This is a genomic window from Kitasatospora sp. NPDC056327 (assembly GCF_042261735.1).
Taxonomy (GTDB): domain Bacteria; phylum Actinomycetota; class Actinomycetes; order Streptomycetales; family Streptomycetaceae; genus Kitasatospora.
Map to the genome: position 1 here is coordinate 1 of NZ_JBHJRC010000105.1, position 25,478 is coordinate 25,478.

The 25,478-nt window shown below is 74.0% G+C and carries 18 protein-coding genes, 1 tRNA gene, 1 other RNA gene and 1 riboswitch; of the genes, 3 read left to right on the plus strand and 17 right to left on the minus strand.

Annotated features, from left to right (window positions below; translation table 11 throughout):
- Positions 1-28: 28 nt before the first annotated feature.
- The 3 genes from ACFCX4_RS17455 to ACFCX4_RS17465 all read right to left on the minus strand — a co-directional run bounded on the left by ACFCX4_RS17455 (position 29) and on the right by ACFCX4_RS17465 (position 4,652).
- A complete protein-coding gene (locus ACFCX4_RS17455) occupies positions 29-2,479 on the minus strand; it encodes a bifunctional lysylphosphatidylglycerol flippase/synthetase MprF (protein WP_376143281.1) in 2,451 nt (816 codons plus the stop codon).
- 203 nt (positions 2,480-2,682) lie between these two features.
- Positions 2,683-4,011 carry an alpha/beta hydrolase gene (locus tag ACFCX4_RS17460; RefSeq protein WP_376143283.1) on the minus strand — a complete coding sequence of 443 codons (1,329 nt, stop codon included), beginning with the start codon at positions 4,009-4,011 and terminating at the stop codon, positions 2,683-2,685.
- A complete protein-coding gene (locus ACFCX4_RS17465; protein WP_376143285.1) occupies positions 4,008-4,652 on the minus strand; it encodes a class F sortase in 645 nt (214 codons plus the stop codon). The genes ACFCX4_RS17460 and ACFCX4_RS17465 overlap by 4 nt, the downstream gene beginning before the upstream one ends.
- A 437-nt stretch (positions 4,653-5,089) precedes the next feature.
- On the opposite strand from ACFCX4_RS17465, the gene ACFCX4_RS17470 reads away from it, so the two are divergent.
- The gene (locus ACFCX4_RS17470; protein ID WP_376143287.1) at positions 5,090-6,355 is read left to right on the plus strand and encodes a hypothetical protein; all 1,266 of its coding nucleotides are present in this window, start codon (positions 5,090-5,092) and stop codon (positions 6,353-6,355) included.
- A 10-nt stretch (positions 6,356-6,365) separates the two neighbouring features.
- Here ACFCX4_RS17470 and ACFCX4_RS17475 read toward each other — a convergent pair whose 3' ends face one another.
- Both ACFCX4_RS17475 and ACFCX4_RS17480 read right to left on the minus strand, forming a co-directional pair.
- Entirely contained in the window at positions 6,366-7,805 is a 1,440-nt protein-coding gene (locus ACFCX4_RS17475) for an MFS transporter (RefSeq protein WP_376143289.1), read from the minus strand.
- A gap of 92 nt (positions 7,806-7,897) precedes the next feature.
- Positions 7,898-8,212, minus strand: coding sequence for a DMT family transporter (locus ACFCX4_RS17480; RefSeq protein ID WP_376143291.1), 315 nt, complete (start codon positions 8,210-8,212; stop codon positions 7,898-7,900).
- A 44-nt stretch (positions 8,213-8,256) separates the two neighbouring features.
- A riboswitch (guanidine-III (ykkC-III) riboswitch) is annotated at positions 8,257-8,322 on the minus strand.
- Between the two features lie 246 nt (positions 8,323-8,568).
- Here ACFCX4_RS17480 and ACFCX4_RS17485 point away from each other — a divergent pair.
- Positions 8,569-8,640: transfer RNA gene (locus ACFCX4_RS17485), tRNA-Cys, on the plus strand.
- Positions 8,641-8,755: 115 nt separating this feature from the next.
- Here ACFCX4_RS17485 and ACFCX4_RS17490 read toward each other — a convergent pair.
- From ACFCX4_RS17490 to ACFCX4_RS17515, 6 genes are all read right to left on the minus strand, one after another.
- Positions 8,756-11,083 (minus strand): xanthine dehydrogenase family protein molybdopterin-binding subunit, encoded by a 2,328-nt coding sequence (locus ACFCX4_RS17490; RefSeq protein ID WP_376143293.1) that lies wholly within the window; start codon positions 11,081-11,083, stop codon positions 8,756-8,758.
- On the minus strand, positions 11,080-12,375 hold the full coding sequence (locus ACFCX4_RS17495) for a 2Fe-2S iron-sulfur cluster-binding protein (protein WP_376143295.1): 1,296 nt from the start codon (positions 12,373-12,375) through the stop codon (positions 11,080-11,082). The genes ACFCX4_RS17490 and ACFCX4_RS17495 overlap by 4 nt, the downstream gene beginning before the upstream one ends.
- Positions 12,372-13,238: an FAD binding domain-containing protein gene (locus ACFCX4_RS17500; RefSeq protein WP_376143312.1), complete on the minus strand. Its 867-nt coding sequence runs from the start codon at positions 13,236-13,238 to the stop codon at positions 12,372-12,374. Before ACFCX4_RS17500 ends, ACFCX4_RS17495 begins: the two co-directional genes overlap by 4 nt.
- Before the next feature lie 343 nt (positions 13,239-13,581).
- A complete protein-coding gene (locus ACFCX4_RS17505) occupies positions 13,582-15,192 on the minus strand; it encodes a beta-N-acetylhexosaminidase (RefSeq protein ID WP_376143297.1) in 1,611 nt (536 codons plus the stop codon).
- Between the two features lie 99 nt (positions 15,193-15,291).
- Positions 15,292-15,567, minus strand: a complete 276-nt coding sequence (locus tag ACFCX4_RS17510; protein ID WP_329929182.1) for a DUF3039 domain-containing protein — start codon at positions 15,565-15,567, stop codon at positions 15,292-15,294.
- A 60-nt stretch (positions 15,568-15,627) separates the two neighbouring features.
- Complete coding sequence (locus ACFCX4_RS17515) at positions 15,628-16,212, minus strand: YqgE/AlgH family protein (RefSeq protein ID WP_376143300.1); 585 nt, start codon at positions 16,210-16,212, stop codon at positions 15,628-15,630.
- Positions 16,213-16,590: 378 nt separating this feature from the next.
- On the opposite strand from ACFCX4_RS17515, the gene murA reads away from it, so the two are divergent.
- Positions 16,591-17,943: a UDP-N-acetylglucosamine 1-carboxyvinyltransferase gene (gene murA, locus ACFCX4_RS17520; protein WP_376143302.1), complete on the plus strand. Its 1,353-nt coding sequence runs from the start codon at positions 16,591-16,593 to the stop codon at positions 17,941-17,943.
- 81 nt (positions 17,944-18,024) lie between these two features.
- On the opposite strand, the gene ACFCX4_RS17525 is transcribed toward murA, so the two are convergent.
- The 6 genes from ACFCX4_RS17525 to ACFCX4_RS17550 form a co-directional block, all read right to left on the minus strand.
- A complete protein-coding gene (locus tag ACFCX4_RS17525; protein ID WP_030308200.1) occupies positions 18,025-18,306 on the minus strand; it encodes an HU family DNA-binding protein in 282 nt (93 codons plus the stop codon).
- Positions 18,307-18,869: 563 nt separating this feature from the next.
- Positions 18,870-20,342, minus strand: coding sequence for an NAD-dependent malic enzyme (locus tag ACFCX4_RS17530; RefSeq protein WP_376143304.1), 1,473 nt, complete (start codon positions 20,340-20,342; stop codon positions 18,870-18,872).
- 412 nt (positions 20,343-20,754) lie between these two features.
- On the minus strand, positions 20,755-23,055 hold the full coding sequence (locus ACFCX4_RS17535) for a HelD family protein (RefSeq protein ID WP_376143306.1): 2,301 nt from the start codon (positions 23,053-23,055) through the stop codon (positions 20,755-20,757).
- A gap of 128 nt (positions 23,056-23,183) precedes the next feature.
- Positions 23,184-23,565, minus strand: a transfer-messenger RNA (tmRNA) gene (ssrA, locus tag ACFCX4_RS17540).
- A gap of 148 nt (positions 23,566-23,713) precedes the next feature.
- Positions 23,714-24,193 carry an SsrA-binding protein SmpB gene (gene smpB / locus ACFCX4_RS17545; RefSeq protein WP_376143308.1) on the minus strand — a complete coding sequence of 160 codons (480 nt, stop codon included), beginning with the start codon at positions 24,191-24,193 and terminating at the stop codon, positions 23,714-23,716.
- Between the two features lie 44 nt (positions 24,194-24,237).
- Complete coding sequence (locus ACFCX4_RS17550; RefSeq protein ID WP_376143310.1) at positions 24,238-25,386, minus strand: S41 family peptidase; 1,149 nt, start codon at positions 25,384-25,386, stop codon at positions 24,238-24,240.
- Between the last annotated feature and the right edge of the window lie 92 nt (positions 25,387-25,478).

Here is a 25,478-nt window from a genome sequence, read left to right on the forward strand (position 1 = left end):
CCCGGGGCCGGGCCCGGGCCGCCGGCGGCTACGACGACAGCTTGCGCATCAGCCGGACGCCCTGCGCCGGCGTGAGGTGCGGCAGGTACGCCTTGCCGATCGCCCGGGTGATGCTGGCCAGCGCCGCGGGGTCCGGGTAGGCCATGTACATCGGCCGGTACTCCGGCTGGAACTTCGCCTTGAAGGCGAGCAGGGAGCGGAAGCCGTACACCGGCTCCAGCACCCGGCCCAGCCAGTCCAGGGTCTTCTGCAGTCCGGTCGGCGGCTCCTTCTCCGAGCGGGCCAGCGGCGCGCCCGAGAGCGAGAGGAAGCGGGCGCCCTCCTGCTTGAAGCCCAGCGCCGCGGAGGCGATCAGGAACTCGGTGACCCCACGGAAGCCGTCCGAGCTGCGCCGCATGAAGTCCAGCGTCCAGCCGACCGTCTCGCCGTTCTCGTAGACCGGCATCCAGCTGGTCAGGCCGTGCACCTCGCGGTCGGCGTCGACGGCGACCAGCAGCCGCACCGCCGGGTCGTCCAGCTCCTCCAGGCCGCCGAGGGTGAAGCCCATCTCGGGCAGCCCCTTCTCCGAGACCCACTCCTCGGAGATGGCCCGGATCTGCTCCTTCAGTGCCAGCGGCGCCTCGTGGTACGACCACCACTCGGCGGTGATGCCCTGCTTTCCGGCCTTGTTGAGCGCGGTGCGGATGTCCTGCCACTTGCGGCCGGTGAAGGCGAGGTCCGGCAGCGCGACCACGGTGTCCTCGGCGACCTGCAGGGAGCGCCAGCCGAGCTGTCCGGCGGCGGCCCGGGTCTCCGGGGTGACGCTGTAGAAGCAGGGCGTCCAGCCGCGCGCGTCGCAGTACCGGGCGAACCCGGCCACCGCGCGGGTGCGCGCCTCCGGTTCGCCGAACGGGTCGCCGGTGGTCAGGGCCACGGTGTTGAGGACCCGGTAGGCGACGGCCGCCCGGCCCTCCTCGTCGAACCAGTAGTGGTTGCCGTCCCAGGTGGTGATGAAGGAGAGCGTGCCGCCCCCGTGCTCGACCAGCAGGGCGCGGGCCCGGGCGGCCGCCTCGGCGTCGACGTGCACCACGGGCCGGCGGAAGGCCACCAGCACCGCCACCAGGGCGACCACCCAGAAGGCGAGCCCGCAGTAGGTCTCCAGGACGCGGGCGAACGGCCCGACCGCGATCGGGTAGTCCGGCAGCAGGTCGTTGTAGGCCGGCGGCAGGAACTGCGCGGGCAGGCCCGCGACCAGCCCGCGGAAGGTCGCGCCCGGCTCGAACTGCCCGGCGACCAGCACGCCCAGCCCGGTGTACGCGGCGCTCGCCAGCAGCAGCGCGCCGCCGACCACCGCGGCCAGCCGGCCGAGCACCGCCCGCGGCAGCCGCAGCGGGAAGCGCTTGCGGGTGGCCAGCAGCAAGGCGCCGGTGAGCAGCGGAAGGAGGAGCGCCTCGACGAAGTACTGGAGGACGCCGCCCGCGCGGGTCCCGGTCTCCTTGAACAGCCAGAGCAGCATGACGGTCCAGAGCAGCTCGGTGGCGACGGTGATCCGCCAGGCGAGCCGCAGACCGCGGCGCAGGCCCTCGGCCAGCACCAGCAGCAGGGCCGGGAACAGGGTGGCCATCAGCCGGGCCGGGGTGTCGAAGATCCGCTCGACGGCGTGGGCCCGGGCGCAGTCCCGCGCGGAGGACGCGCAGAAGTCGGCGACCTCCTCCGGGGTGAGCCGGTGCGAGAGGTAGATCTCGGAGAAGGTGTTGAACGGGCCGGTCGCGTTGTCGTACAGCGAGGCGATCATCGGTCCGAGCGCGGCGGCGACCAGGCAGAGCGCCACCAGCACCCGGGTCTCGGTGTGCGAGGAGCGGTGCGAGCGCAGGTGCGGGCGGCGCCGGGTGAGCAGCGCGCCCGCGGCCAGGCCGGCCAGCGCGCCGGCGAACCGCTGCACGCTCTGCAGGTGGCCCACGTAGAGCGTCATCACCAGCGGGACCAGCAGCACCAGCAGGTGCAGCCGGCGGCGCCACAGCACGGTGAGCCGGTAGCCGAGCACACCGGCCAGCGCGAACAGGCCGGTGGCGGGGCCGACCGCGGTCTGGCCGACGACCGAGGCGGTCCACTGCTCGCCGAACCGCGCGCCGGCCGCCACCACGCCGGCCCCGGCCAGGGTGCCGACCAACTGCCCGGCGACCAGCACCCCGACGGTGCGCAGCGGGCCGAGCCGGCGCTCGGCGGCCGGGCCGACCAGGAGCAGCAGCAGGCTGGTGAAGACGTAGGCACCGACGCCGGAGCACCAGAACAGCGAGCTGAACGGCGTCCACCAGCGGTTCTCGCCGAGGGTCGGCACGCCGATGCCGATCCGCTCCAGCAGCGCGTCGGACGGGCCGTGGGCGAGGCTGCCGGTGGCGGCGCCGACGGCCCACAGGCCGAGCAGCAGCACCAGGGTCAGCGGGGCCTCGCCGAGCCGGGAGACCAGCCGGTTGCCGAAGCCGGCGGCGGCGCGCACCATCCGCTGCGGGCGCCGCGGCGCGGGCGCGCCGGGTTCCGGGGCGGAGTGCCCGCCGCGCGGCTGCTCGGGGACCCGCGGGCTCGGGCGCTCCCCGCCCGGAGCGTGCTCCCGCTCGCGTTCTCGCTCGCGCTCCCGCCCTCGTCCGTGTCCCCGCCCGGGCCCGCGTTCACCGAGCAGCGGCGCCGGGGCGGCACCGAGCCGGATCACCGGATCAGTCCGGTCTGCTGGGCCAGCCAGGGAAGTTGCTCGACGATGCCGGGGCGGAAGATGACCCAGCCGTGGCCGCCCGCCATCAGATCGAACTTCGCCTTCATCCCGGCGGCCCGGACCGCCTCGAAGATCTTCTCCTGCTGCGGGCGGAACTCGTTGTCGGTGCGGCCGACCACGATCGCGGCGGCGGTGTCCGGGAACTGCTTGCGGGCCATCACCTGTACCGGGTCGACGGCGTTGAACTTCGACTCGTCACCGTCGAAGGCCTCCTTGACGGTCTGCTCACGGGTGCCCAGCGTCGGCTCCTCCTGACCGGCCATGTCCAGGAAGGACCCGTACACCTCGGGCGCGTTGACGGCGAGCTGGAGGGCGCAGGTGCCGCCCATCGAGGCGCCGCCGATCGACCAGGACTGCCGGCCCCTGGCCGTCTGGAGGTGGCTGTGCACCCAGTCCGGGACGTCCTTCGCCAGGTAGGTCTGGACGTTGGCGATGTTGGAGTCGAAGCACAGCGTGTTGGCCCAGATCGAGCCCAGCTGATCCGGCATCACCACGATCGGCGCCAGCCCGTTGTGCTCCGCGGCGAAGGCGTCGAGGGCCTCGTTGACCTGTCCGCCGAGCACCCAGTCCCCGGGGTTGCCGGGCTGGCCGGTGATGAGCACCACCACCGGGAGCAGCGGCCGGGGGGTGGCCTGGTAGGCCGGCGGCAGGTAGACGTACGCGTCGCGGGCGGTGAAGCCGGACTTGGTGCCGGGGATCGGCACGATCGAGACGGTGCCCTTCTCCGGGAGGCCGGGCGGGGCCTGCCAGACCTCCTCCAGCACCTTGCCGGGCGGCGGGCTGACGGTCCTGGTGGCCTTGTCGGTGGTGAGGTCCTGGGTCTCGGAGAGCCAGGGCGCCAGCATGATCCGCCCGGTCGGGTACTGGCCGAAGCCGCGGTTGACCTGGGAGGAGGCCATCAGCAGCACCAGTGCCCCGGCCCCGACGGCCAGCAGCTTGCGCCGCCGGGCGGCACCGGGCATCCGGAAGCCGGCGAGGCTGAGCCCGAGCAGGGCGACGGCGATCCACCAGGTGACGTACCGGGGCACGCCCTCCGGGAACGGGTGCCACCAGCCGTCGACGACGGCGTCCAGGAGCAGGCTCAGCGCCGCGGCGGCGAGCAGGGCGGCCGGGAGCCGGCGGCGCCACCAGGTACGGCTGCGGGCGAGCAGCGCGAGGACGAACAGGGAACCCCAGCCGGCCGCGAGGACGGCGTACGGGATCGGGCCGTGGGTGAGCGGCCAGTCGATCGGGTTCCAGGCCATGGCGAGAGAGACGGTGGTCATACGTTCTTCCCCGGGCGGGTGGTGTCGGCCAGGAAGCCGTAGGCGACGACGTTGCCGTCGTAACCCCGGTCCTCGCGGTATCCGCCGCCGCAGGTGATCACCCGCAGCTGGGCGTCGGCGGCCTGACGGTACACCCGGTCGTCCGGGAAGTCCTTTCGGTCGTGCACTTCGATGGCGTAGAGCTGGTAGACGGCGGTCCGGCCGTCCTCGCGGAGGATCTCGATCCGGTCGCCGCGGTGCAGCGAGCCCAGATGGTAGAAGACCGCGGGGCCGCTGTGGTTGTCGACGTGGCCGGCGAGGATCGCGGTGCCGCGCTGGCCGGGGGCCGCGCCGTCCCGGTACCAGCCGGCCAGGTTGCGGTCCTCCTCGGGCGGGGTCTGGAGCCGGCCCGCACCGTCGAGCCCGAGGCCGGTGACCGGGGCGTCCAGTCCCACGGTGGGGATCCGGATCCTGGTCGGCCGGGACGGGCCGAGCGGCGGCACCACGGAGACCGGGGCGAAGCCGGTGAGGGCCTGCCCCGTGCCGGGCGCCGGGGGGAGCACGGCGTGGCCGCCGTCGTTCAGCAGCCACGCACCCAGCACGAGCGCGGCGCCTACCGCCACGGTGCCCGGCCACGGGCTCCTGCTCTGCTGGGCGCCCACCGGCGCTCCCCTCTGCTGACGTCGGACCGGTTGTCGGTTCCTGGGAGGTTTCTGAGAACCATGCAACCGGATCGGACCCTATGCCACATCCATACGATGGTCGTACCCACTCCCCCCGTTCGGCAGGGCACGGGCGGCCCCGCCTGGTCCGAGCGGGTGAGACGTCACCTCGATGCCACACTCCGGTCACCTGGCGGACGTCCGGAATCGGGACGATCCCTTCATCGGACACTCAGGAACGCCCTCCTGGTTGCATCCTTCGGGCGATGAGTTCCGACCGTTCGTGGTGAATCGACGACCGTTCCCGACCGCGTGCCATGCTGACCCCGTTCACAGGCCTATCACCGCACTTGTCCGACCGGGCTCCGGTCCGCCCGGACGGGCCGCGTCCGCCTGCCGTGTCCCGCCCCCGCGCACGCCCCTCGAACGGAGTGACCATGGACGCTCTCTCCCGCCGCACCCTGTTGGCCGCGGGTGCCGCCGGCGCCGCCGCCCTCACCGCGGGCTGCGCGGCCCGGACCGGCCCGGACGGCGGGCCGGCGACCGTCCCGGCCCCGGTGCCGGCCACCTCGGAGGAGGACCGCCCGGCGGTCCCGACCGGGGCCGCCGAACCCCCGGTCACCCTGATCGGCGACGGCTCCACCTCGGACACCGGCCCGCAGCCGCACCAGCCCGCCGCGGAGGCGCTGCGGCCCGGTCAGCGGCCGCCGCAGTTCGTGGTCTTCTCCTGGGACGGCGCCGGCGAGCTCGACAACGGGCTGTTCGCGCGCTTCCGCCGGCTCGCCCGCGAGCACGACGCCTCGATGACCTTCTTCCTCAGCGGCCTCTACCTGCTGCCGGAGTCCCGCAAGGACCTCTACCGCCCGCCGCAGCACAAGGTCGGCGCCTCCGACATCGGCTACCTCACCGACCAGCACATCCACGACACGCTGGAGAACCTGCACGCCGCCTGGCTGGAGGGCCACGAGATCGGCACCCACTTCAACGGCCACTTCTGCGGCGCCACCGGTGTCGGCAAGTGGTCCCCGGAGGAGTGGGACAGCGAGATCCGGCAGGCGATGGACTTCGTCATGAACTGGCGGACCAACACCGGCTTCACCGATCTGCCCGCGCTGCCCTTCGACTACCGCAAGGAGCTCATCGGCAGCCGGACACCCTGCCTGGAAGGGCAGCGCAGCCTGCTGCCGACCGCCGCCGCGCGCGGCTGGCGCTACGACAGCAGCGGCAACGGCACCCAGACCTGGCCGCAGAAGGTCCAGGGCGGCGCGCTCTGGGACCTCCCGCTGCAGTCCATCCCCTTCCCCGGGCACACCTTCCAGGTGCTGTCGATGGACTACAACATCATGTTCAACCAGTGCGGCACCAACACCAGGGTCGACCCGGCGCTGCGGCCCGGCTACCAGACCCAGGCCCGGGACGCGTACCTGATGGGCTTCGAACGCGCCTACACCACCAACCGCGCGCCGTTCGTCATCGGCAACCACTTCGAGGAGTGGAACGGCGGCATCTACATGAACGCCGTCGAGGAGGTGATCAGGGCGATCGCCGGACGGCCCGAGGTCCGGCTGGTCTCCTTCCGCCAGCTGGTCGACTGGCTGGACGTCCAGGACCCGGCGCTGCTGCGCAAGCTGCAGGGCCTCGGCCCCGGCCAGGCCCCGGCCGGCGGCTGGGAGGCCTTCCTCGGCACTCCCGCCACCGGCTGACCCGGGACCCTCAGCCGGTCCTGCGGACCCGGCCCGAGACCAGCGCGCCGAGCAGGGCGACCCCGGTCATGGTCAGGAAGATCACCGCGAACGCGCCGGTCGAACCGGTGCCCGCGCCGCCCTCGTGGGCGGCGGCCACCGAGCCGCCGCCCAGGGCCGCGAACAGCACCCCGGACAGGCCCACCAGCAGCACGTTGCCCAGCGCGTCGCTCACCTGGAGCGAGGCCGAGTTGGCCCCGGCGTCCTCCGGCGTCGACAGCTTCATCATCAGCACGCTGACGCTCGCGACCGTCAGGCCCATGCCGAACCCGCCGACGCCCCAGGCCACCGCCGCCACCCAGGCCGGCGCCGCCGGGACCAGCACCAGCGCCGCCCCCGCGATGGCCACCGCGGTCAGCACGAAGCCGCCGCGGATCATCAGGGTGCGGTGGCGCTCCGCCCCCGGCCGGCCCTGCAGCCAGGACCCCAGCGCCCAGGACAGGCCGCCGCTGGTCAGGGTGAGGCCGGCGAGCGTCGGCGACAGGCCCCGCTCGGTCACCATCATCAGCGGGATGAACGCCTCGGCCGCGAAGAACGCCCCGGCCGCCACCCCGCGCAGCAGGATCACCGTCGGCAGCCCGCGCCCGGCCCGCAGCGTCCCGGCGGGCAGCAGCCCCAGCACCGCCGGGACCAGCAGCGCCGCCCCGGCGACGGCCGGCAGCAGACCCGGCAGGTCCAGCCGCTGGCCCGCGTACTGCAGGAGTCCGGCGCCGAGCGCGGCCATGGCGGCCAGCCCGGTGCGGCGGCGGTCGAACGCCGCGCCCCGGAGCACCGGCTGCTCCTTCTCGGAACGGCGCAGCGCCGGGCCCATCACCGCCAGCGGGAGCAGGATCAGCACCGGCACGGCGAGGAAGACCCAGCGCCAGCCGAGGTGCTGGGTGACCGCCCCGGCGACCACCGGACCGACGATCGAGGGCAGCACCCAGGCCGAGGAGAAGGCCGCGAACACCGCCGGCCGCAACCGCTCCGGGTAGGCCCGGCCGACCACCACGTACAGCGCGACGATCACCAGGCCGCCCCCCAGCCCCTGGATCGCCCGGCCGCCCACGAAGATCCACATCCCGGGTGCCGCGCCCGCGACCAGCAGACCCGCCCCGAAGACCGCGATCCCGGCGAACAGCGGCCGGAGCGGGCCGGAGCGGTCGCACCACTGGCCGGAGACGACGAGGGCGAACAGCGTGGTGGTGAAGTAGCCGGAGAAGGCGAAGGCGTACAGCCCGAGCCCGTCCAGCTCCCGGGCGGCCACCGGCATCGCCGTGTTGACGGCGGTCGCCTCGAAGGCGATCACCAGGACCACCGAGACGATGCCCAGGGTCAGGGCCCGGAAGCGGTCGCCCAGCACCCCGCCACCGGGGTCGGTCGGTATGGGAACGGGAGGGGCGTCGGCCGAGGCGGGGGAGGCTGTGGTCATACGTATGATCGTAAGGCGCATCTGGCCGGATGACCCCTGACGATGGTCGCGGCCGGCCTCCTCCCCCGGCCCTAGGACCGGAGTCACCGGGGTCAGTGCAGGACCTTGAGCCCCACCACGCCGGAGACGATCAGCAGCAGGCAGCCGATCCGGGCCACGGTCGCCGCGTCACCCAGCGCCGCCATGCCGTAGAGCGCGGTGCCGACCGCGCCGATGCCCACCCACACCGCGTAGCCGGTGCCGATCGGGATCGAGCGCATCGCGTACGCCAGGCCGCCCATCGAGAGCGCCAGCGCCACGCCGAACACCAGGGTCGGGACGAGCCGGGAGAAGCCCTTGGACGATTCCAGGGCGACCGCCCACACCGTCTCCAGGACGCCGGAGAGAACCAGGACGAGCCAAGCCATGACGGTCTACCTCCGCAGTCGGCAGCGGCCGGGTTGCCGCTGTCACTGCGCCGTCTTGTCGTCACCGGGTACGACGCGCTCGTCCGGGGCGGCCGCCAGGGGCCACCTGCCTCCGAAGGTAGCACACCCCCCGCCACACAGAATTTACAAAAGGATATTGACGTTCCGCCCGGCATTCCGCCAGACTGAATTCACCAACACGGCGAACGACGACAGGAGTCGGACATGGACAGGAAGACGGCGGCCCCCGCGCCCCGCACCTGCGCCACCGCTCCCCGGTGTTGTCGCGCCTGTCGCTGCTGCCGCTGCGCCTGAGGCGCCCCCGCAGTTCCAGCTCTCCACCAGCTCCACCCCACGGCCGTGTGCCCGAGTGGTTCAGGGAACCGCCTGCAAAGCGGTGTACACGGGTTCGATTCCCGTCATGGCCTCCGAAAGCGAATTGCCGGCCGGTGCAGAAATGCGCCGTCCGGCAATTCGTCGTGCATTTTCCGGGGAATTCGGGGGAATTCGGCGGGCGCTCCCGCCGAATTCCCCGGCCGTCGTTCAGCCGGTGACGGCGTCCTCCGGCCGGATCGGCAGCCGGCCCACCGGCAGGCCGGTGGCGGCGCGGACCGCCGCGGCCACCGCCGCCGGTGCGGTCACCGCGGGCACCGCGCTGACCGCCTTGGCCCCGAACGGGGCCACCACGTCGCGCTCCTCCAGCAGGGCGGCGATCCGGACCTCCGGGGTGTCCAGCGCGGTCGGCAGCCGGTAGCCGGTGAGCGAGGGGTTGAGCAGCACCCCGTCCTCGGTGCGCAGCTCCTCCAGCAGCGCCAGACCGACGCCCTGGGCCACCCCCGCCTCGATCCGGTCCTCGATCTGCCGCGGGTTCAGCGCCCGGCCGACCTCCTGGGCGACCGTCACCTCGACCACCCGGACCGCGCCCAGCTCGATGTCCACGTCCACCACCGCGCGCATCGCGCAGAACGCGATGGAGACGAAGGCGTCGCCCTGCCCGGACTCGTCCAGCGGCTCGGTCGGGTGCGGGCGGCACTGCGCGGTCGCCCAGAGCTCCTTGCCCTCCAGCGCCTCGGCCACCGGCATGCCGAGCACCCCGTCGTACGAGGTGATCTTGCCGTCGGCGATCTGCAGCAGCTCGACCGACATCCCGAAGTCGGCGGCGATCGGCTGGAGCAACTGGTGGCGGACCATCAGCGCGGCCCGCTCGACGGCGCCGCCGGAGACCCAGGTGTGCCGGCCGCGGGCGGACGGCCCGGCCACCGACTGGTCGCTGTCGGCCGGCGCGATGTACACCTCGCCGACGCCCAGCACGGTCTGCACGATCTGCCGGGCCAGCGTGGCGAAGCCCTGGCCGGCGTCGACCGCGGCGCAGATCACCGTGGCGTGGTCGCCGCTGACCCGCACCGTCGCGGTCGCGACCTCGTCCTCGCCCTCGGCGCCCAGCATGTGCACCATGCCCAGCGCGTAGCCGATCCCGCGCCGCACCGCGGCCGGGTCACCGGCGCCGCCGGGCCCGCCCGGCAGCAGCCACTCGGCGTCCGGGTCGTCCACCGGCAGCGCCGGCAGCGGCTCCCCGGCCACGGCCTCCAGCAGCGCGGCCACCGGGGCGGGGCAGGTGACGGCCTGTCCGGTGGGCAGCGGGTCGCCGGTCGCCATCACGTTGCGGCGGCGGATCTCCACCGGGTCGACACCGACCCGGGCGGCCAGCTGGTCCAGCTGCGACTCGTAGGCGAAGCACGCCTGCAGCGCGCCCTCGCCGCGCATCCGGCCGGCCGGCGGGTTGTTGGTGCGCACCGCCCAGGCGTCCACGAAGACGTTGGGGCAGTTGTACGGGCCGACCGAGAAGGCGGTGGCCGCGGCCAGCGCCTCGGCCGAGACGTCCGCGTAGGCGCCGCCGTCCAGCAGGATCTGCGCCTCGACCTTCACCAGCCGGCCCTCGGCGTCCGCGTGGTGGCGGTAGCGCAGCAGCGCCGGGTGCCGCGAGGTGTGGGTGTGGAAGGACTCCTCGCGGGTGAGCGTCATCTTCACCGGCCGGCCGGTGCGCAGCGCCAGCAGCGCCAGGGTGACCTGGAAGGAGAGGTCCTCGCGGTCGGAGGTGGCACCGGGCACGCCGGTGACCACCAGCCGCACCCGGTCCGGCTCCAGGCCGAGGCAGGCGGCGGTGCGCTCGCGGTCGCCGTGCGGGTCGGTGGAGGACAGGTGCAGCTCCACCCCGCCGTCCGGGCGCGGCACGGCCAGGCCGGCCTCGGCACCGAGCGGGGCCGGGTCCTGCCGGCCCACCTGGTACAGGCCCTCGACCACGATCTCGCCGGCCGCCTCCGGGTCGCCGGCCCGCAGCGGCAGGTGACGGAAGAGGTTGCCGTCCGGGTGCAGCGGCGGCGCGGTGAAGGCCTGCTCCGGGTCGGTCACGGCCTCCAGCGGCTCGTAGTCGACGGCGATCAGGTTGAGCGCGAGCCGGGCCGTGTCGGGGTGGTCGGCGGCGACCGCGGCCACCGGCTCGCCGTGGTGGCGGACCACGTCGGCGGCCAGCACCGGCCGGTCGGAGACGATCGGTCCGGACGGCGCGCCGTCCGGCAGGCCGTCCGGGCCGGCCGGCAGGTCGGCGGCGGAGACCACCGCGTGCACGCCGGGCACGGCCAGCGCGGCCGAGGTGTCGATGCCGCGGATCCGCGCGTGCGGGTGCGGCGAGCGCAGCACCGCGCCCCAGAGCAGGCCCTCGGCCCACAGGTCGGCGGCGTACGGGTAGATGCCGAGCGCCTTGGGCAGGGCGTCGCTGCGCAGCGGGGAGCCGCCCAGCCCGAACGGCTCCGTCGTGCCGCCCGCGTCGCCGTCCTGCTGGAGTGCTGCGCCGATGTCGGTAGGCGACGTCATGATGCGTGGTCGTCCTCGGGGAGCCGGATGCCGTGGGCGGGGGTGGCGCCGTACGGGACGCCGGCCGGGGCGCTGCCCCCGGCCGGGCCGCCGTGCGCAGGTGCGGGGACGTACGGCGTGCCGTGCGCGGGGGTGCCGCCGTCGTGGCCGCCCGGCTGCGGGTGGCCGGCGGCGTCGTAGCCCGGGACGGGGGTGCCGTGCGCGGGGGTCGCGGCGACCGGGGTCTCGTACACCGGGCCGTCGTAGGCCGAGCCGGGGTCGTAGCCGTTCTGCTGCGGGTAGCCGTTCGCGTCGGGGTAGCCCCCGGCGCCAGGCAGGTAGGTGCCGTGGGCCGGGGTGGCGCCGGGGTAGGGCTGCTGCTGACCCGGGTGACCCGGGGCGGGGTAGAACCCGGTGGACCCGTCGGGGCCGGTCTGCTGCCCGGGGACGTCCCGGACCGGGGCCAGCACGGTGGTGTCGTACACGCCGCTGTCGTAGCCGCCGTGGCCGTCGGGGACGCCGTAGGACGCATCCGTGCCGCCGGCCGCGGGGCCGGGCTGCCCGGCGGGCTGCTGCGGGACGTGCTCGGTCCAGGCGTCGTCGTCGGTGTACACCGGCGGCAGGTCCGCGGCCGCGCCGGCGTCCGTCGGGTCCGCGGCCGGTGCCGGCGCGGGTCCGGTAGCCGCTGCCCGGGCGGGGGCGGCGGGCGCCGGGGCCTCCGCGGCGGCCGTCTCCCCGGCCGCCGGGGACTCCGCCGCGCGGGCGTCCGCGACGGCCTGCACGGCGGCCAGCGCGCCCCGGTAGCCGGTGCACCGGCAGAGGTTGCCGCAGAGCGCCTGCCGCGCCTCGACGTCGGTGGGCCGGTGGTTGCGCTGGAGCAGGTCGTGCACGGCCATCGCCAGGCCGGGCACGCAGTAGCCGCACTGCACCGCGCCGGACTCGGCCAGCGCCTGCTGGACGTCGCTGGCGCCGCCGCCGGCCGACAGGCCCTCGACGGTGTTGATCTCGCTGTCCTGCGCCAGGGCGGCGGGGACCAGGCAGCCGGCCACCAGCTGACCGTCGACCTGCACCGAGCAGGCCCCGCACTCGCCCTGCTCGCAGCCGTCCTTGGCGCCGGCCAGACCGAGCCGCTCGCGCAGCACGTAGAGCAGGCTCTCGCCGATCCAGGCCTCGCTGACGGGCCGTTCGAAACCGTTGACCCGCAGGGTGTACGAGGTGGTCGGCCGCAGCTCGCGGCCGACCTGCGGCGCGTGGTCGTGCACGTGGTCGAGCAGCCCCGCGTCCAGGGCCTCGATGGGGTGGTCTGTGGTCACTTGAGCGCCCTTCCCAGTGCCCGGCGGGCCAGCACCGCTACGGTACGCCGCAAACGGACGGCGGCCGCGCTCGGCCCCTCGGTGACGGCCTCCCAGGCGCCCTCCGCGCCGTAGCCGTCGGGGACGCAGGCGGCGGCCACGTACTCGCCGAAGGCGGCGGTCGCGGCCGGGTCGATCTCCCGCGAGCCGTCCCAGTCGATGCAGCCGGCCACCCAGGCCTCGGCCTCCAGCGGGCGCAGCGGCACCGGGGCGACGGCGCCGACGGCGCAGCGCACCGCGCGCCGGGCGGGGTCGAGGACGAGGGCGACCGAGGCGGTCGCGCGGGCCGGTCCGCTGCGGCCGGTGGCCTTGAGGAACACCTGCGGGGCGTGCAGCAGCGGGACCCGCACCCAGGTCAGCAGTTCGCCGGGGCGCAGCGGGTCGTGGCCGGTGAGCAGGTGGCTGACCGGGACCTCGCGGGTGGCGCCGGCCCGGGCGAGGGTGACGCTGGCCTCCAGCGCGGCGAGCACCGGGAGGGTGTCGCCGGCCGGGGCGGCGGTGGCGATGTTGCCGCCGAGGGTGCCGACGTTGCGCACCTGCGGCGGTCCGGCGGTGCGGGCGGCGTCGGCGAGCGCCGGGATCAGGGCCGCGAAGTCGGGCCGGTCCATCCGGGCGTGGGTGAGCCCGGCGCCCAGGACGGCGGTGCCGCCGTCCTCGTAGCGCCAGCCGCGGAGTTCGGTGATCCGGCCGAGGCCGACCAGGGCGGCGGGGCGGAGGCGTCCGGCGTTGACGGCCTCCATCAGATCGGTGGCGCCGGCCACCGGTACCGCGGCCGGGTGAGCGGCCAGCGCGTCGACGGCCTCGTCGAGGGAGGCCGGCAGCATGATCGTCCGGTTCACCTGGGTCCCACCGTGCTCCACTTGCTCATCGATCGCCTGCCGCCCGCGGCCCTCGGCCGGGTGTCCGCTCCGGCAGCCCGGCCTGGCCCGTAGGGTACGGGCGATCGGGCCGGGTTGGGCAACTCTGGCACACAATGCTCGATGATCATTTCGGGGCGGGCGAACGGTGCTGCCCGATTGGAACCGAAACCGGGCGGAATCTGCACCGGTCCGATACGGACCGGTGCAGATGTTCATCTGTTCTTGACGTCCGGCGACCGCCCGGAAGTTCCCGTGCGTCACACCCGCGTCGTCGCCCGCGCGCCCGGGGGCACCCGCCCCGGGGCCGTCAGACCGCCGGCGGCGGCCCCTCGATCGGCCGGCCCTGCACCCCGGGCCAGGTCTGCCACGGGTGCGGACCGGCGGCCGGGCGGTACTCGACACCCAGGGCGTCCAGCACCTCCAGGTGACCGGCGACCCGCCGCTCGAAGCCCTCGAAGTCGCGCGCGGCCGGGTCGGCGGGCAGCGCGGACCAGGCGACCTCGGAGAAGGCCACCAGCCGGGGGAAGGCCCGGTAGTCGATGTCCCGGGCGCTGTCCATGAACTCGCTCCACAGGTTCGCCTGGGTGCCGATCACCCGGGCGGCCGCGGCCCCCTCCAGCTCGGCCGGGACCGGCTCGAACCGGTAGACGTCCTCCAGGGTGCGCACGAAGCCGACCGGGATCGGCTCGTCCTCGCCGGCCGACTGCCGGTGGTCCAGGTAGACGTGCTGCTCGGGGCACATCACCACGTCGTGCCCGGCCCGCGCCGCGGCGACCCCGCCGGCGTAGCCGCGCCAGGAGGAGACGGCGGCGCCCGGGGCGAGGCCGCCCTCCAGGATCTCGTCCCAGCCGATCAGCCGGCGGCCGCGCTCGGCCAGCCAGGCGTCGAAGTGCCGGATGATGTGGCTCTGGAGCTCGTCCTCGTTGGCCAGGCCGAGCTCGCGGATCCGCGCCTGCGCGGCGGCGCTCTCCTTCCACTGCTCCTTGGGGCACTCGTCGCCGCCGAGGTGGATGAACTCGGACGGGAAGAGTTCCAGGATTTCCTCCAGCACCCCCTCGAAGAAGCGCAGGGTGGCCTCGGAGGGGTTGAGCACGTTCGGGCTGACGCCCCAGTCGGTCCACACGCCGAGCGCCGCGGTGTCCACCACGTCGGTGTTGCCCAGCTCGGGGTAGGCGGCCACGACGGCCTGGGTGTGGCCCGGCAGGTCGATCTCGGGCACCACGGTGACGCCCCGCTCGGCCGCGTAGGCGATGATCTCGCGCAGGTCCGCCTGGGTGTAGAAGCCGCCGTGCGGGCGGTCGTCGCGGCGGTTGCCGGCCCGGAAGCCGACCATCGAGCGCTCGCGCCAGGACGCCTCCTCGGTGAGGCGCGGGTAGCGCTTGATCTCCACCCGCCAGCCCTGGTCGTCGGTCAGGTGCAGGTGCAGCACGTTGAGCTTGTGCGCGGAGAGCTGGTCGACGAAGCGCAGCACGTCGGACTTGGGCAGGAAGTGCCGGGCGACGTCGAGCAGCACGCCGCGCCAGGCGAACCGGGGCGCGTCCTCGACGTCGACGCCGGGCAGCACCCAGTCCGAGGTGCGCAGCGGGGCGCGCCGGTAGGCGTCCGGGCCGAGCAGCCGGCGCAGCGTCTGGGCGCCCCAGAGCGCGCCGGCCGGGCCGCCGGCGGTGATCACGGCGTGGCCGGGGCGCACCGAGAGCCGGTACGCCTCGGCGGCCAGCGCGGTGTCGTGGACCAGCTCGACGCCCTCGCCGGCCCGGCCGGGGGCGAGCGGCAGGCCGGTGGCGGCGGTCAGCGAGGAACGCAGCCACCGTTCGGCCCCGGCCAGCTCCGGCGGTGCGGTGAGGGTGGTCGTCCGGTCGAGGGGGAAGTCCTGGTCCGGCAGGCGGACGGAGCTCACGGGGGCGGGAACGAGGTCCATTGCGCCATCCTGCCCCCGGCTCCGACCACTGGCATAGACCGCCCCGGAAACGCCGTGCAATGCAAAACGGTGGTGCAAAAAGTGGTGCGGCGGGCCGGACTACTTGTCGTCGTCGCCGCCCTGCGGCTTGCCGATGCCGTCGTAGATCTCCTTGCACATCGGGCAGACCGGGTACTTCTTCGGGTCGCGTCCGGGCACCCACACCTTGCCGCAGAGCGCCACCACGGGGGATCCGGAGAGCGCGCTCTCCATGATCTTGTCCTTCTGGACGTAGTGCGCGAAGCGCTCGTGGTCGCCGTCCCCGTTGGACACCTGCGGGACGGGCTCGACCAGGGTGCCGGTGCCGAGGCCGCGCTCGGGCTCAAGAGTGCTCATGGGTGCCAAGTCTATGGGCGCCCCGCGAAACCGGGCCAGTGTCGCGACTGCGCGCCCGGCTCAGTTGAGCGTCGGATCGTCCGGGTAGCTCGCGAGCAGCGCCAGCGGGCCGCGCTGGCGGCGCAGCACCGCGCGCCAGAGCCGCTCCGGCTCGGGGCTGGAGATGTCCCCGGGCTCGCAGTCCACCAGGTACCAGGCGCCGCCGGAGATCTCGGACTCCAGCTGCCCCGGCGACCAGCCCGCGTACCCGGCGAAGATCCGCAGCGCCCCCAGCTCGCCGGCCAGCACCTCCGGCGGCGCCTCCAGGTCCACCAGGCCGATCGCACCGTGCACCCGCCGCCAGCCGAGCGGCTCCCCGGTGCCCGGCTCGCCCGGCGCCACCGCCAGGCCGAGCGCCGAGTCCAGGGCCACCGGTCCGCCCTGGAAGACCACCGCGGGCCGGCCCACCAGGACGCCCCAGCCGTCCAGCACCCGGCCGACCTCGACCGGGGTCGGCCGGTTCAGCACCACGCCGAGCGCCCCCTCGGCGTCGTGGTCGAGGAGGAGCACCACCGCCCGCGCGAAGTTCGGGTCGGTGAGCACGGGCGTCGCGACGAGCAGACGGCCGGTGTGGGACCGGCCTCCGTGCGATTGGGCCGCCGTCATGCCCACATGATCCCGCAGAACCCCCGGCGGCGGACACCCGGGAACCGGCGCGGGGCCCGCCCGGGCCACCGGCCCGTCGCGAACCGGCCATCCGCCGCCCCGGCCCCCGTCACCTCCCGGCCGGACACCGGTCGCACCCCTGCCGCGAACACCCGTACGGACGCACCCGGCGCGCGCCGCCGGGCCCGGGGAGAGCACGATCACGGGAGAGGCTCACGGGAACCATCGGCACGAGCACTACCATCTACTCGTGGTGGACGCCCGTCCACGGTGCCGACTCGGTCACACCGGGGGCCCGACGCGCCCGTGCAACCGTTCCGCCGCATGGCTCGTCACCGAGCCCGACCCACTCCTCTGGCACCCCGGATTGCGAGAACGATGACCGACGACGTCCTGCTGGTCCACGGCGGAAACCCGCTCGAAGGCGAGATCCGCGTCCGCGGAGCGAAGAACCTGGTCCCCAAGGCCATGGTCGCCGCCCTGCTCGGCCAGGGCCCCAGCAGACTGCGCAACGTCCCGGACATCCGCGACGTCAAGGTGGTCCGCGGGCTGCTCCAGCTGCACGGCGTCACCGTGCGGACCGGCGACGAGGAGGGCGAGCTGATCCTCGACCCCTCGCACGTCGAGAGCGCCAACGTCGCCGACATCGACGCGCACGCCGGCTCCTCGCGCATCCCGATCCTGTTCTGCGGCCCGCTGCTGCACCGGCTCGGCCACGCCTTCATCCCCGGCCTCGGCGGCTGCGACATCGGCGGGCGCCCGGTCGACTTCCACTTCGAGGTGCTCCGCCAGTTCGGCGCCACCATCGAGAAGCACCCGCAGGGCACCTACCTGGTCGCCCAGCAGCGGCTGCGCGGCACCAAGATCGAGCTGCCCTACCCCTCGGTCGGCGCGACCGAGCAGGTGCTGCTCACCGCGGTGCTCGCCGAGGGCGTCACCGAGCTGCGCAACGCCGCCATCGAGCCGGAGATCGTCGACCTGATCTGCGTGCTGCAGAAGATGGGTGCGATCATCACGCTGGGCACCGACCGCACCATCCTCATCACCGGTGTCGACGAGCTCAACGGCTACAACCACCGCGCGCTGCCGGACCGGCTGGAGTCGGCCTCCTGGGCGTGCGCGGCGCTGGCCACCAAGGGCGACATCTACGTCCGCGGCGCCCGCCAGCTGGAGATGATGACCTTCCTCAACACGTTCCGGAAGGTCGGCGGCGCCTTCGAGGTGGACGACGAGGGCATCCGGTTCTGGCACCCGGGCGGCGAGCTCAAGGCGATCGCCCTGGAGACCGACGTGCACCCGGGCTTCCAGACCGACTGGCAGCAGCCGCTGGTGGTCGCGCTGACCCAGGCGACCGGCCTGTCCATCGTGCACGAGACGGTGTACGAGTCGCGGCTGGGCTTCACCGGCGCGCTGAACCAGATGGGCGCGCACATCCAGCTCTACCGCGAGTGCCTGGGCGCGACGCCGTGCCGCTTCGGCGCCCGCAACTTCCTGCACTCCGCGGTGGTCTCCGGCCCGTCCAAGCTGATCGGCTCCGAGCTGGTCATCCCGGACCTGCGCGGCGGCTTCTCGTACCTGATCGCGGCGCTGGCGGCCGAGGGCACCTCGACCGTGCACGGCATCGACCTGATCAACCGCGGCTACGAGAACTTCATGGACAAGCTGCGCGACCTCGGCGCCCACGTGGAGCTGCCGAGCGAGCGGGGCAGCGAGGAGCTGGTCGGCGCCTGACCGGGCGCCCGCCCCACGGCAACGGCAGGAGGCCGGGTCCCCTTCGCGGGGACCCGGCCTCCCGGGCGTTCAAGGGGTGGTTCAGGCGCCCTTGGCGGCTTCCTTCAGCTTGGAGCCGGCGCTGACCTTGGCGCTGTAGCCCTCGGGGATCTGGATCGGCTCGCCGGTCTGCGGGTTGCGGGCGGTGCGGGCGGCACGGTGGGTGCGCTCGAAGGTCAGGAAACCGGGGATGGTGACCTTCTCGTCGCCCTTGGCGACGACCTCGCCGACGATCTCGGCGAAGGCGGCCAGAACGGCGTCGGCGTCCTTGCGGGTCACCTCGGCGCGCTCGGACAGCGCGGCCACCAGCTCACTGCGGTTCATGTGTACTCCTGTGGTCTGTTCGCTTGCGGTGTGCGGGGGCCCATCGGTGCTCCCACCGGGGGGCACCCGGATGGGCCGCAGGTCCGCACACTGTGCTCATGCAGGGCAATGCGTTGTGGTCGCGGGCCGGGTCCGCACCCAGTGCCGCGCTCCGGGCCCTCGAAGGCCCGTCTGCCTGCCCGGATACGAATCCTGCCCCGACCGGCCCCGAGAATGCCAATCGGGCCCCGGCGTCACGACCCGAACGGCGCCCGCCCGCCGGAGGTGTGACGCTCCGTCGGCTCCGGCGGACCGGGCGCGGGCGGCGGTCGGGACGACGCGCCGGAGGACCAGGGGGACGTTCCGTACTTGTCGGACACGCCTGCCCCGTGCAGGGCTACCGTACGCCCTAGGTCCGACAAGCCCAAACACGCCCCTCGCCCTTGTGTCGCAAGGGTTCGGGGCGGGAATGGGCGGGTACGACCCTTAATCGTACATTTGAGCGAACCGCGACGCGTCGTGACCCGCCGTCGCGGAGGCGTCACGCCGGGCCCCGAGCGGGGACCCTCCGGTGCGACCGGCCGTCAGAGCCGCACGGCCGGGAAGGAGGCGGTGTCGAGCGTGCCGACGATGCCCGGGGTCGGACGGGCCGGCGCGGGCTCCTCCGACGCGGCGGCCAGCGCGGCCTCCCGGACGGCGGCGGCGACGGTCTTGGCGACGTCCTTGTGGAACACGCTGGGGACGATGTAGTTCGGGTTGCGCTCGTCGTCGCCGACGGTGGCGGCCAGCGCCCGGGCGGCGGCGATCATCATCTCGGTGTTGACCGTGCGGCTCTGGGCGTCCAGCAGGCCGCGGAAGACACCCGGGAAGACCAGCACGTTGTTGATCTGGTTCGGGAAGTCGCTGCGGCCGGTGGCGACCACCGCGGCGGTCTGCCGGGCCACCGCCGGGTCGACCTCCGGGTCCGGGTTGGCCAGCGCGAAGACGATCGCGTCCTCGGCCATGGTGGCCAGGTCGTCGCCGTCCAGCACGTTCGGGGCCGAGACGCCGATGAAGACGTCGGCGCCGGCCACCGCCTCCTTGAGGCTGCCGGTGCGGCCGGAACGGTTGGTGTGCTCGGCGATCCAGCGCAGGCTGTCGTTGAGGTCGTCGCGGCCCTCGTGGACCACGCCGCGCACGTCCGCCACCGTGGCGTGCTCGACGCCGGCCGCCATCAGCAGCTTGAGGATCGCGGTGCCGGCCGCTCCGGCGCCCGACATCACCACCCGGATGTCGGCGATCTCCTTGCCCACCACCTTGAGCGCGTTCATCAGCGCCGCCAGCACCACGATCGCGGTGCCGTGCTGGTCGTCGTGGAAGACCGGGATGTCCAGGGCCTCGCGCAGCCGGGCCTCGATCTCGAAGCAGCGCGGCGCGGAGATGTCCTCCAGGTTGATGCCGGCGAAGCCCGGGGCGATCGCCTTGACGATGGCCACGATCTCGTCGGTGTCCTGGGTGTCCAGGCAGATCGGCCAGGCGTCGATGCCGGCGAAGCGCTTGAACAGGGCCGCCTTGCCCTCCATGACCGGCAGCGCGGCGGCCGGGCCGATGTTGCCCAGGCCCAGCACCGCGGAGCCGTCGGTGACCACGGCGACGCTGTTGCGCTTGATGGTGAGGCGGCGGGCGTCCTCGGGGTTCTCGGCGATCGCCAGGCAGACCCGGGCGACACCCGGGGTGTAGATCATCGAGAGGTCGTCACGGTTGCGGATCGGCAGCTTGGAGGACATCTCGATCTTGCCGCCGAGGTGCATCAGGAAGGTCCGGTCGGAGACCTTGCCGATGCTGACGCCGTCGATCGCCCGCAGCTTCTCGACGATCTCCTCGCCGTGCGCCACCGAGGCGGCGGCCACCGTCACGTCGATGCGCAGCGCCTCCAGCCCGGAGGCGGTCACGTCGAGGCCGGTCACCGAGCCCCCGGAGGACTCCACCGCCGTGGTGATCGCGCTGACGGCGTTGCCCCGGGCCGGGACCTCCAGCCGCACCGTGATCGAGTTCGAGACACTGGGCACCGTCGCCATCGACGTTTCCTTCTTCCGTCTGTCCGTCCGCGAGTCCAACAATCTGTTGAAGGCCTCGCCTGCGCATGCTTGACCTCGATCGTCGCACCAAACGGGGCGTAGGCAGAAATAACGTTCATTGAGTGTGCGGACCCGACAACTTCTTGCCTCCGGCGCCCGATGCGTTACATTGGACGGGACACCGGCTCGATCCAAGCCCCCGGGCCCAACCTTCGTCCCTTCGAGGGACCACTTGCCGCGAGGCGAGCATGGCGGGTCGGTGTCGTAGCTTCTGAAGGCCCCTCACCCACCGGGTGAGGGGCCTTCGCGCTGCCCGGCCCCGGCCCCCGTCCGGGGGCCTTCCCGGACGGGCCGCCGGTCGCGGTCCGTGACGGTGCACGGCCGGTCCCGGGCGGACCGGCCGTACGGGCCGTCAGTCGCGCAGCAACGCGGGCACGCCCGCCGCGTCCGGCAGGTCGTCCGGACCGGACAGCACGGTCAGCCGCTGGGTGGCCCGGGTGAGCGCCACGTACAGCACCCGCAGGCCCGCCTCCGACTCCCCGGCGATCCCGGTCGGGTCGGCGACCACGGTCGCGTCGTACTCCAGACCCTTGGCCTCCAGGCTGCCGAGCGGCACCACGCGACCGCCCAGTCCCGCGGCCCAGCCGGCCGCCTCGGCCCGCCGGTCCATCGGCACCACCACGGCCACCGTGCCGTCCACCTCGTCCAGCAGCCGCTCCAGCTCGGCCCGGGCCGCCCGGCCGAAGGCCTCCGGCGAGGGGTCGGTCACGGCCGCGAACCGCGGCTCGACACCGACGTGCCGCACCGCGCTCGGCGACGGCGTGCCCGGCGCGGCCAGCGCCAGCACCTTCGCCGCCACCTCGGCGATCTCGGCCGGGTTGCGGTAGTTCACGGTGAGGGTGAAGCGGCGGCGCGGCTTGCCGGACAGCACCTCGTCCAGCGCCGAGCGCGCCTCCTCGGGGAACGGCCAGGAGGACTGCGCCGGGTCGCCCACGATGGTCCAGGTGGCGGTCCGGGCCCGGCGGCCGATCATCCGCCACTGCATCGGGGTGAGGTCCTGCGCCTCGTCGACGATGACGTGCGCGTACTCGGTGCGCTCGACGGGCAGCCGGTCGCGCTGCCGGGCGGAGCGGTCGGCGAAGGTGGTGACCTCCTCCAGGCCGCTCAGCAGGTCCACCGCGTCCACCTCCCGGACCTTCGGCCGGACCGGCTCGCCGAGCAGCAGCTGCAGCTCGTCCACCAGCGCGACGTCGTGCGCCGACAGCGCGCCCTCGCCGCGCGCCGACAGGTGCCGCCAGGACGCGGCCAGCACCCTCGCCTCGTCCGGGGTGACCGCGCGGCGGGCGATCCGGTTGGTGTGCCGGGCCTGCTTCAGCGTGCCGAGCACCCGGCGCGGGGTGACCGCGGGCCACCAGGCGTCCAGGAAGTCGAGGAACGGCGCCTCGTCGGAGACGTAGTCGTCGAAGGACTCCTTCTCCTCCTGGCGCTGCTCGCGGGCGTAGTGGTCGGCCGGCCTGGGCAGGTGGCGGGTGGCCTCCTGCCAGAGCGCGTCCAGCAGCAGCCGGCGGGCCCGCGGGCGCAGCAGGTTGAGCGGGGTCCCGCCGGAGCCGACGACGTTGCCGCGCACCGCCCTGAGCCGGCCGGCGTCCAGCTTCAGCACCTCGCCGCGGGCGACCACCTTCAGCTCCTGGGGCGCGCCCAGCTCCAGCGCGGCCCGGGCGGCCCGGCGCAGCAGCTGGACCATCCGGGCGGAGCCCTTGATCCGGGCCGCCTCCGGGGTGTCGTAGGTGCCGGCCTCGATGCCGTCGACCAGCGAGCCGACCGCGCGGACGGCGACCTGGCCCTCCTCGCCGAGCGAGGGCAGCACGCCCTCGGTGTAGGAGACCAGCAGCGGGGTCGGCGAGACCACCAGGATGCCGCCGGCGTACCGGCGGCGGTCCTGGTAGAGCAGGAACGCGGCCCGGTGCAGCGCGACGGCGGTCTTGCCGGTGCCGGGGCCGCCGGTGACCAGGGTGGCTCCGGCCGCGGCGGCGCGGATCACCTCGTCCTGCTCCTTCTGGATGGAGGAGACGATGTCGCGCATCGAGTGGCTGCGGGCCCGGCCGAGGGAGGCCATCAGCGCGCCGTCGCCGACCACCGCCAGTTCCTCGCCGTCCAGGGTCGGGGTGAGGTCGGGACGCAGCAGGTCGTCCTCGACCCCGATCACCCGGCGGCCCTTGGAGCGGATCACCCGGCGCCGGACGACCCGGCCGGGCTCCAGCGGGGTGGAGCGGTAGAACGGTGCCGCGGCGGGGGCCCGCCAGTCGATCACCAGGGGGCCGTACTCGGCGTCCAGCACTCCGAGCCGGCCGATGTGCAGGGTCTCGGCGACGGCCGGGTCGGCCGGATCGAGCGGGGTGTCGGAGGGAATGCCGTGCTCCTCCGGGGCGTCGGCCCGCTGGAGGTCGATCCGGCCGAACAGGAAGTCCTCGAACTCGTTGTTGAGCCGCTGGAGGTGGGCGCCGGCCCGGTACACCTGGGCGTCGCGCTCGGCCAGCGCGCCCGGGGTCCCGACCTGGACGCGCTTGGCGGCGTCCTCAAGGATGTACTCGGCCTCGGCGAGCTTCTCCTCCAGGCGGTGGTAGACGGTGTCGAGGTGGCGCTGCTCACCGGCGATCTCGCGCTCGCGCACGGTCTCGTGGTCGGTGGCGGGGGTATCCGTGTTGCTCTGCATGGCCTCGGTGGTTGCGGCGGAATCCCGCTCCGGGAAACGAGCGGACGAACGATCCTACGCCCCGACCCGCGCAAACGTGAAGGCCGCCCTCCGCAACGCGGTGGACGGCCTTCACTGTGAACATGGGGTGGTGGAGATGCCGGGAATCGAACCCGGGTCCAGTGGAGTCAATTCAGGGCTTCTCCGAGCGCAGTCCGCTGTGAGTTTCTCGGCCCTGGCAGTCACGCGGACAAGCCGCCAACAGGCCCAGCTGCTGTTTGATTTCCCATCCACCCCCGCAGCCCGGGCGGACGGTTGAGTTCCCTAGATTATGCCAGGGTCCGGGTCGGGAACTCCCCGGTCTGACACCCAAGCGCTATCGGTGCTTATTAGGCAGCGAGAGCGAACTGCTGGGAATCGCTCTTAGAGTTGGCGATTATTTTTTTGCGACACGTGGTTAACGAGATCATTGCCGCGTTCCTCGGCTCGCTTCCCCTGTTTCAACATCCCCTGTCGAAACCGATCATCCCCATGTTTTTTTGAGAAACAACGCGGACGGTGACCGTCCGTGGTGCTGGGCCCCATGCTACGCGAGGCGACCTGCGAGGGTCCAGCCGATTAACTCCGGGGCGCGGCGCCGGCCCCGGCCCCGGTCACCGGCCCCGGTCGCCGGCCCCGGTCACTGGCCCTGCCGGCGGCGGGCGGCCGCCACGGCGCGGGCGGTCTCGCGGGTGTCCTGCTTCTCGCGCAGCGTCTGCCGCTTGTCGTACAGCTTCTTGCCGACGGCGAGCGCGATCTCCAGCTTCACCCGGCCGTCCTTGAAGTACAGCGAGAGCGGGACGAGGGTGTGCCCGGCGTCGCGCACCTTCGTCTCGATCTTGCTGATCTCCATCCGGTGCAGGAGCAGCTTGCGCTTGCGCCGCGCGGCGTGGTTGGTCCACGTCCCCTGGGTGTACTCGGGGATGAAGACGTTGTCGATCCACGCCTCGTGGTTCTGGATGTAGGCGTAGCCGTCGACCAGGTTGGCCCGACCCTCCCGCAGTGACTTGACCTCGGTGCCGGTGAGCACGATGCCGCACTCGTAGGTGTCGAGGATGGTGTACTCGTGCCGCGCCTTCTTGTTCTGCGCGATCAGCTTGTGTCCGGTTTCCTTTGCCATAGCGCGGTCATTCTCGCACCCCGGCCCGGTTCCGAGCAGCCCCTTTACGCGTGGGTCCCGAGGCCGTCGAGGACCCGCAGGGCGAGCGCGGCGGCGTCCTCGGCGGCGCCCGCCGGGACGTCCGGGGCCAGTCCGGTGCCCTCCGGGGAGCGGCCCGCCGGGGTGTAGTAGCGGCCGACGGTCAGCTCCAGCACCGCGCCGTCGGCGAGCCGGCTGGGCTGCTGCACGGTGCCCTTGCCGAAGGTGCGGGCGCCGACCACCACGGCCCGGCCGCGGTCCTGGAGCGCGCCGGTGAGCAGCTCGGCGGCGCTCATCGTGCCGCCGTCGACCAGCACCACCAGCGGGGTGCGCTGGTCGCCGCCGGGCGGGGCGGTCAGCTCGCGGGTGCCGCCGCGGTCCTGGTACGAGCCGACCGGGCCGCCGTCCAGGAAGACCCCGGCGGTGCCGGCGGCCTCCTCGACCAGCCCGCCGGAGTTGCCGCGCAGGTCCAGCACCACCCCGGCCCGGGCGCCGCGGGCGGCGGCCCGCACCTGCTCGGCCACGCCGGAGGTGAAGGCCCGCACGGCGATCCGCACGGCACCGCCCGCCAGGTGCTCGGCGCTCACCGGCTGGCTGTCCAGCAGCGCCCGGCGGAGCCGGACCTCGCGGACCTCGCCCTCCTCGCGCCGCACCGCCAGGACCACCTCCGAGCCGGCCTGCCGCTCGGCGCCCTCGCGCCCGCGCAGCCGGGCGACCACGTCGGTGACCGGCAGCCGGTCCGCCTCGTCCTCGCCGATCCGCAGCAGCCGGTCACCGGCCGCGATCCCGGCGACGGCGGCCGGGCCGCCGGGCTCCACCCGGGAGACGGTGGTGACGCCGTCCTCGGCACGGCCGACCGACAGGCCGACCCCGAGGTAGCGGCCGCCCAGGCCCTGGGTGAACTCGGCGTACTCCTGGGCGCTGTAGTACGCGCCCCAGCGGTCGCCGGTGGCCCCGATCAGGTGCTCGGCCTGCTGCTGCGAGAGGTCTGACCCGGCCGGGTCCTGGCCGGCCGCGGGGGTCGCGGCGACGGCCCGGGCGGTGTCCAGGGACGGCGGCCGGGCCGCCGCGCCCGGCTCGCCCCAGGCGCCGGTGGCGGCACCGGCCAGCAGGACCACGCCGAACACCAGGCTGAGGGTGGCCGCCTGACGTGCCGCGCGGGGAGTGACTGGCATGGACCGGAGTCTAGGCGCACACGGCAACACCGCGGGTCCGAAAGGTCGGTGGCGAAACGCCGGCGGCCCCGGACGGCGCAGTGCCGTCCGGG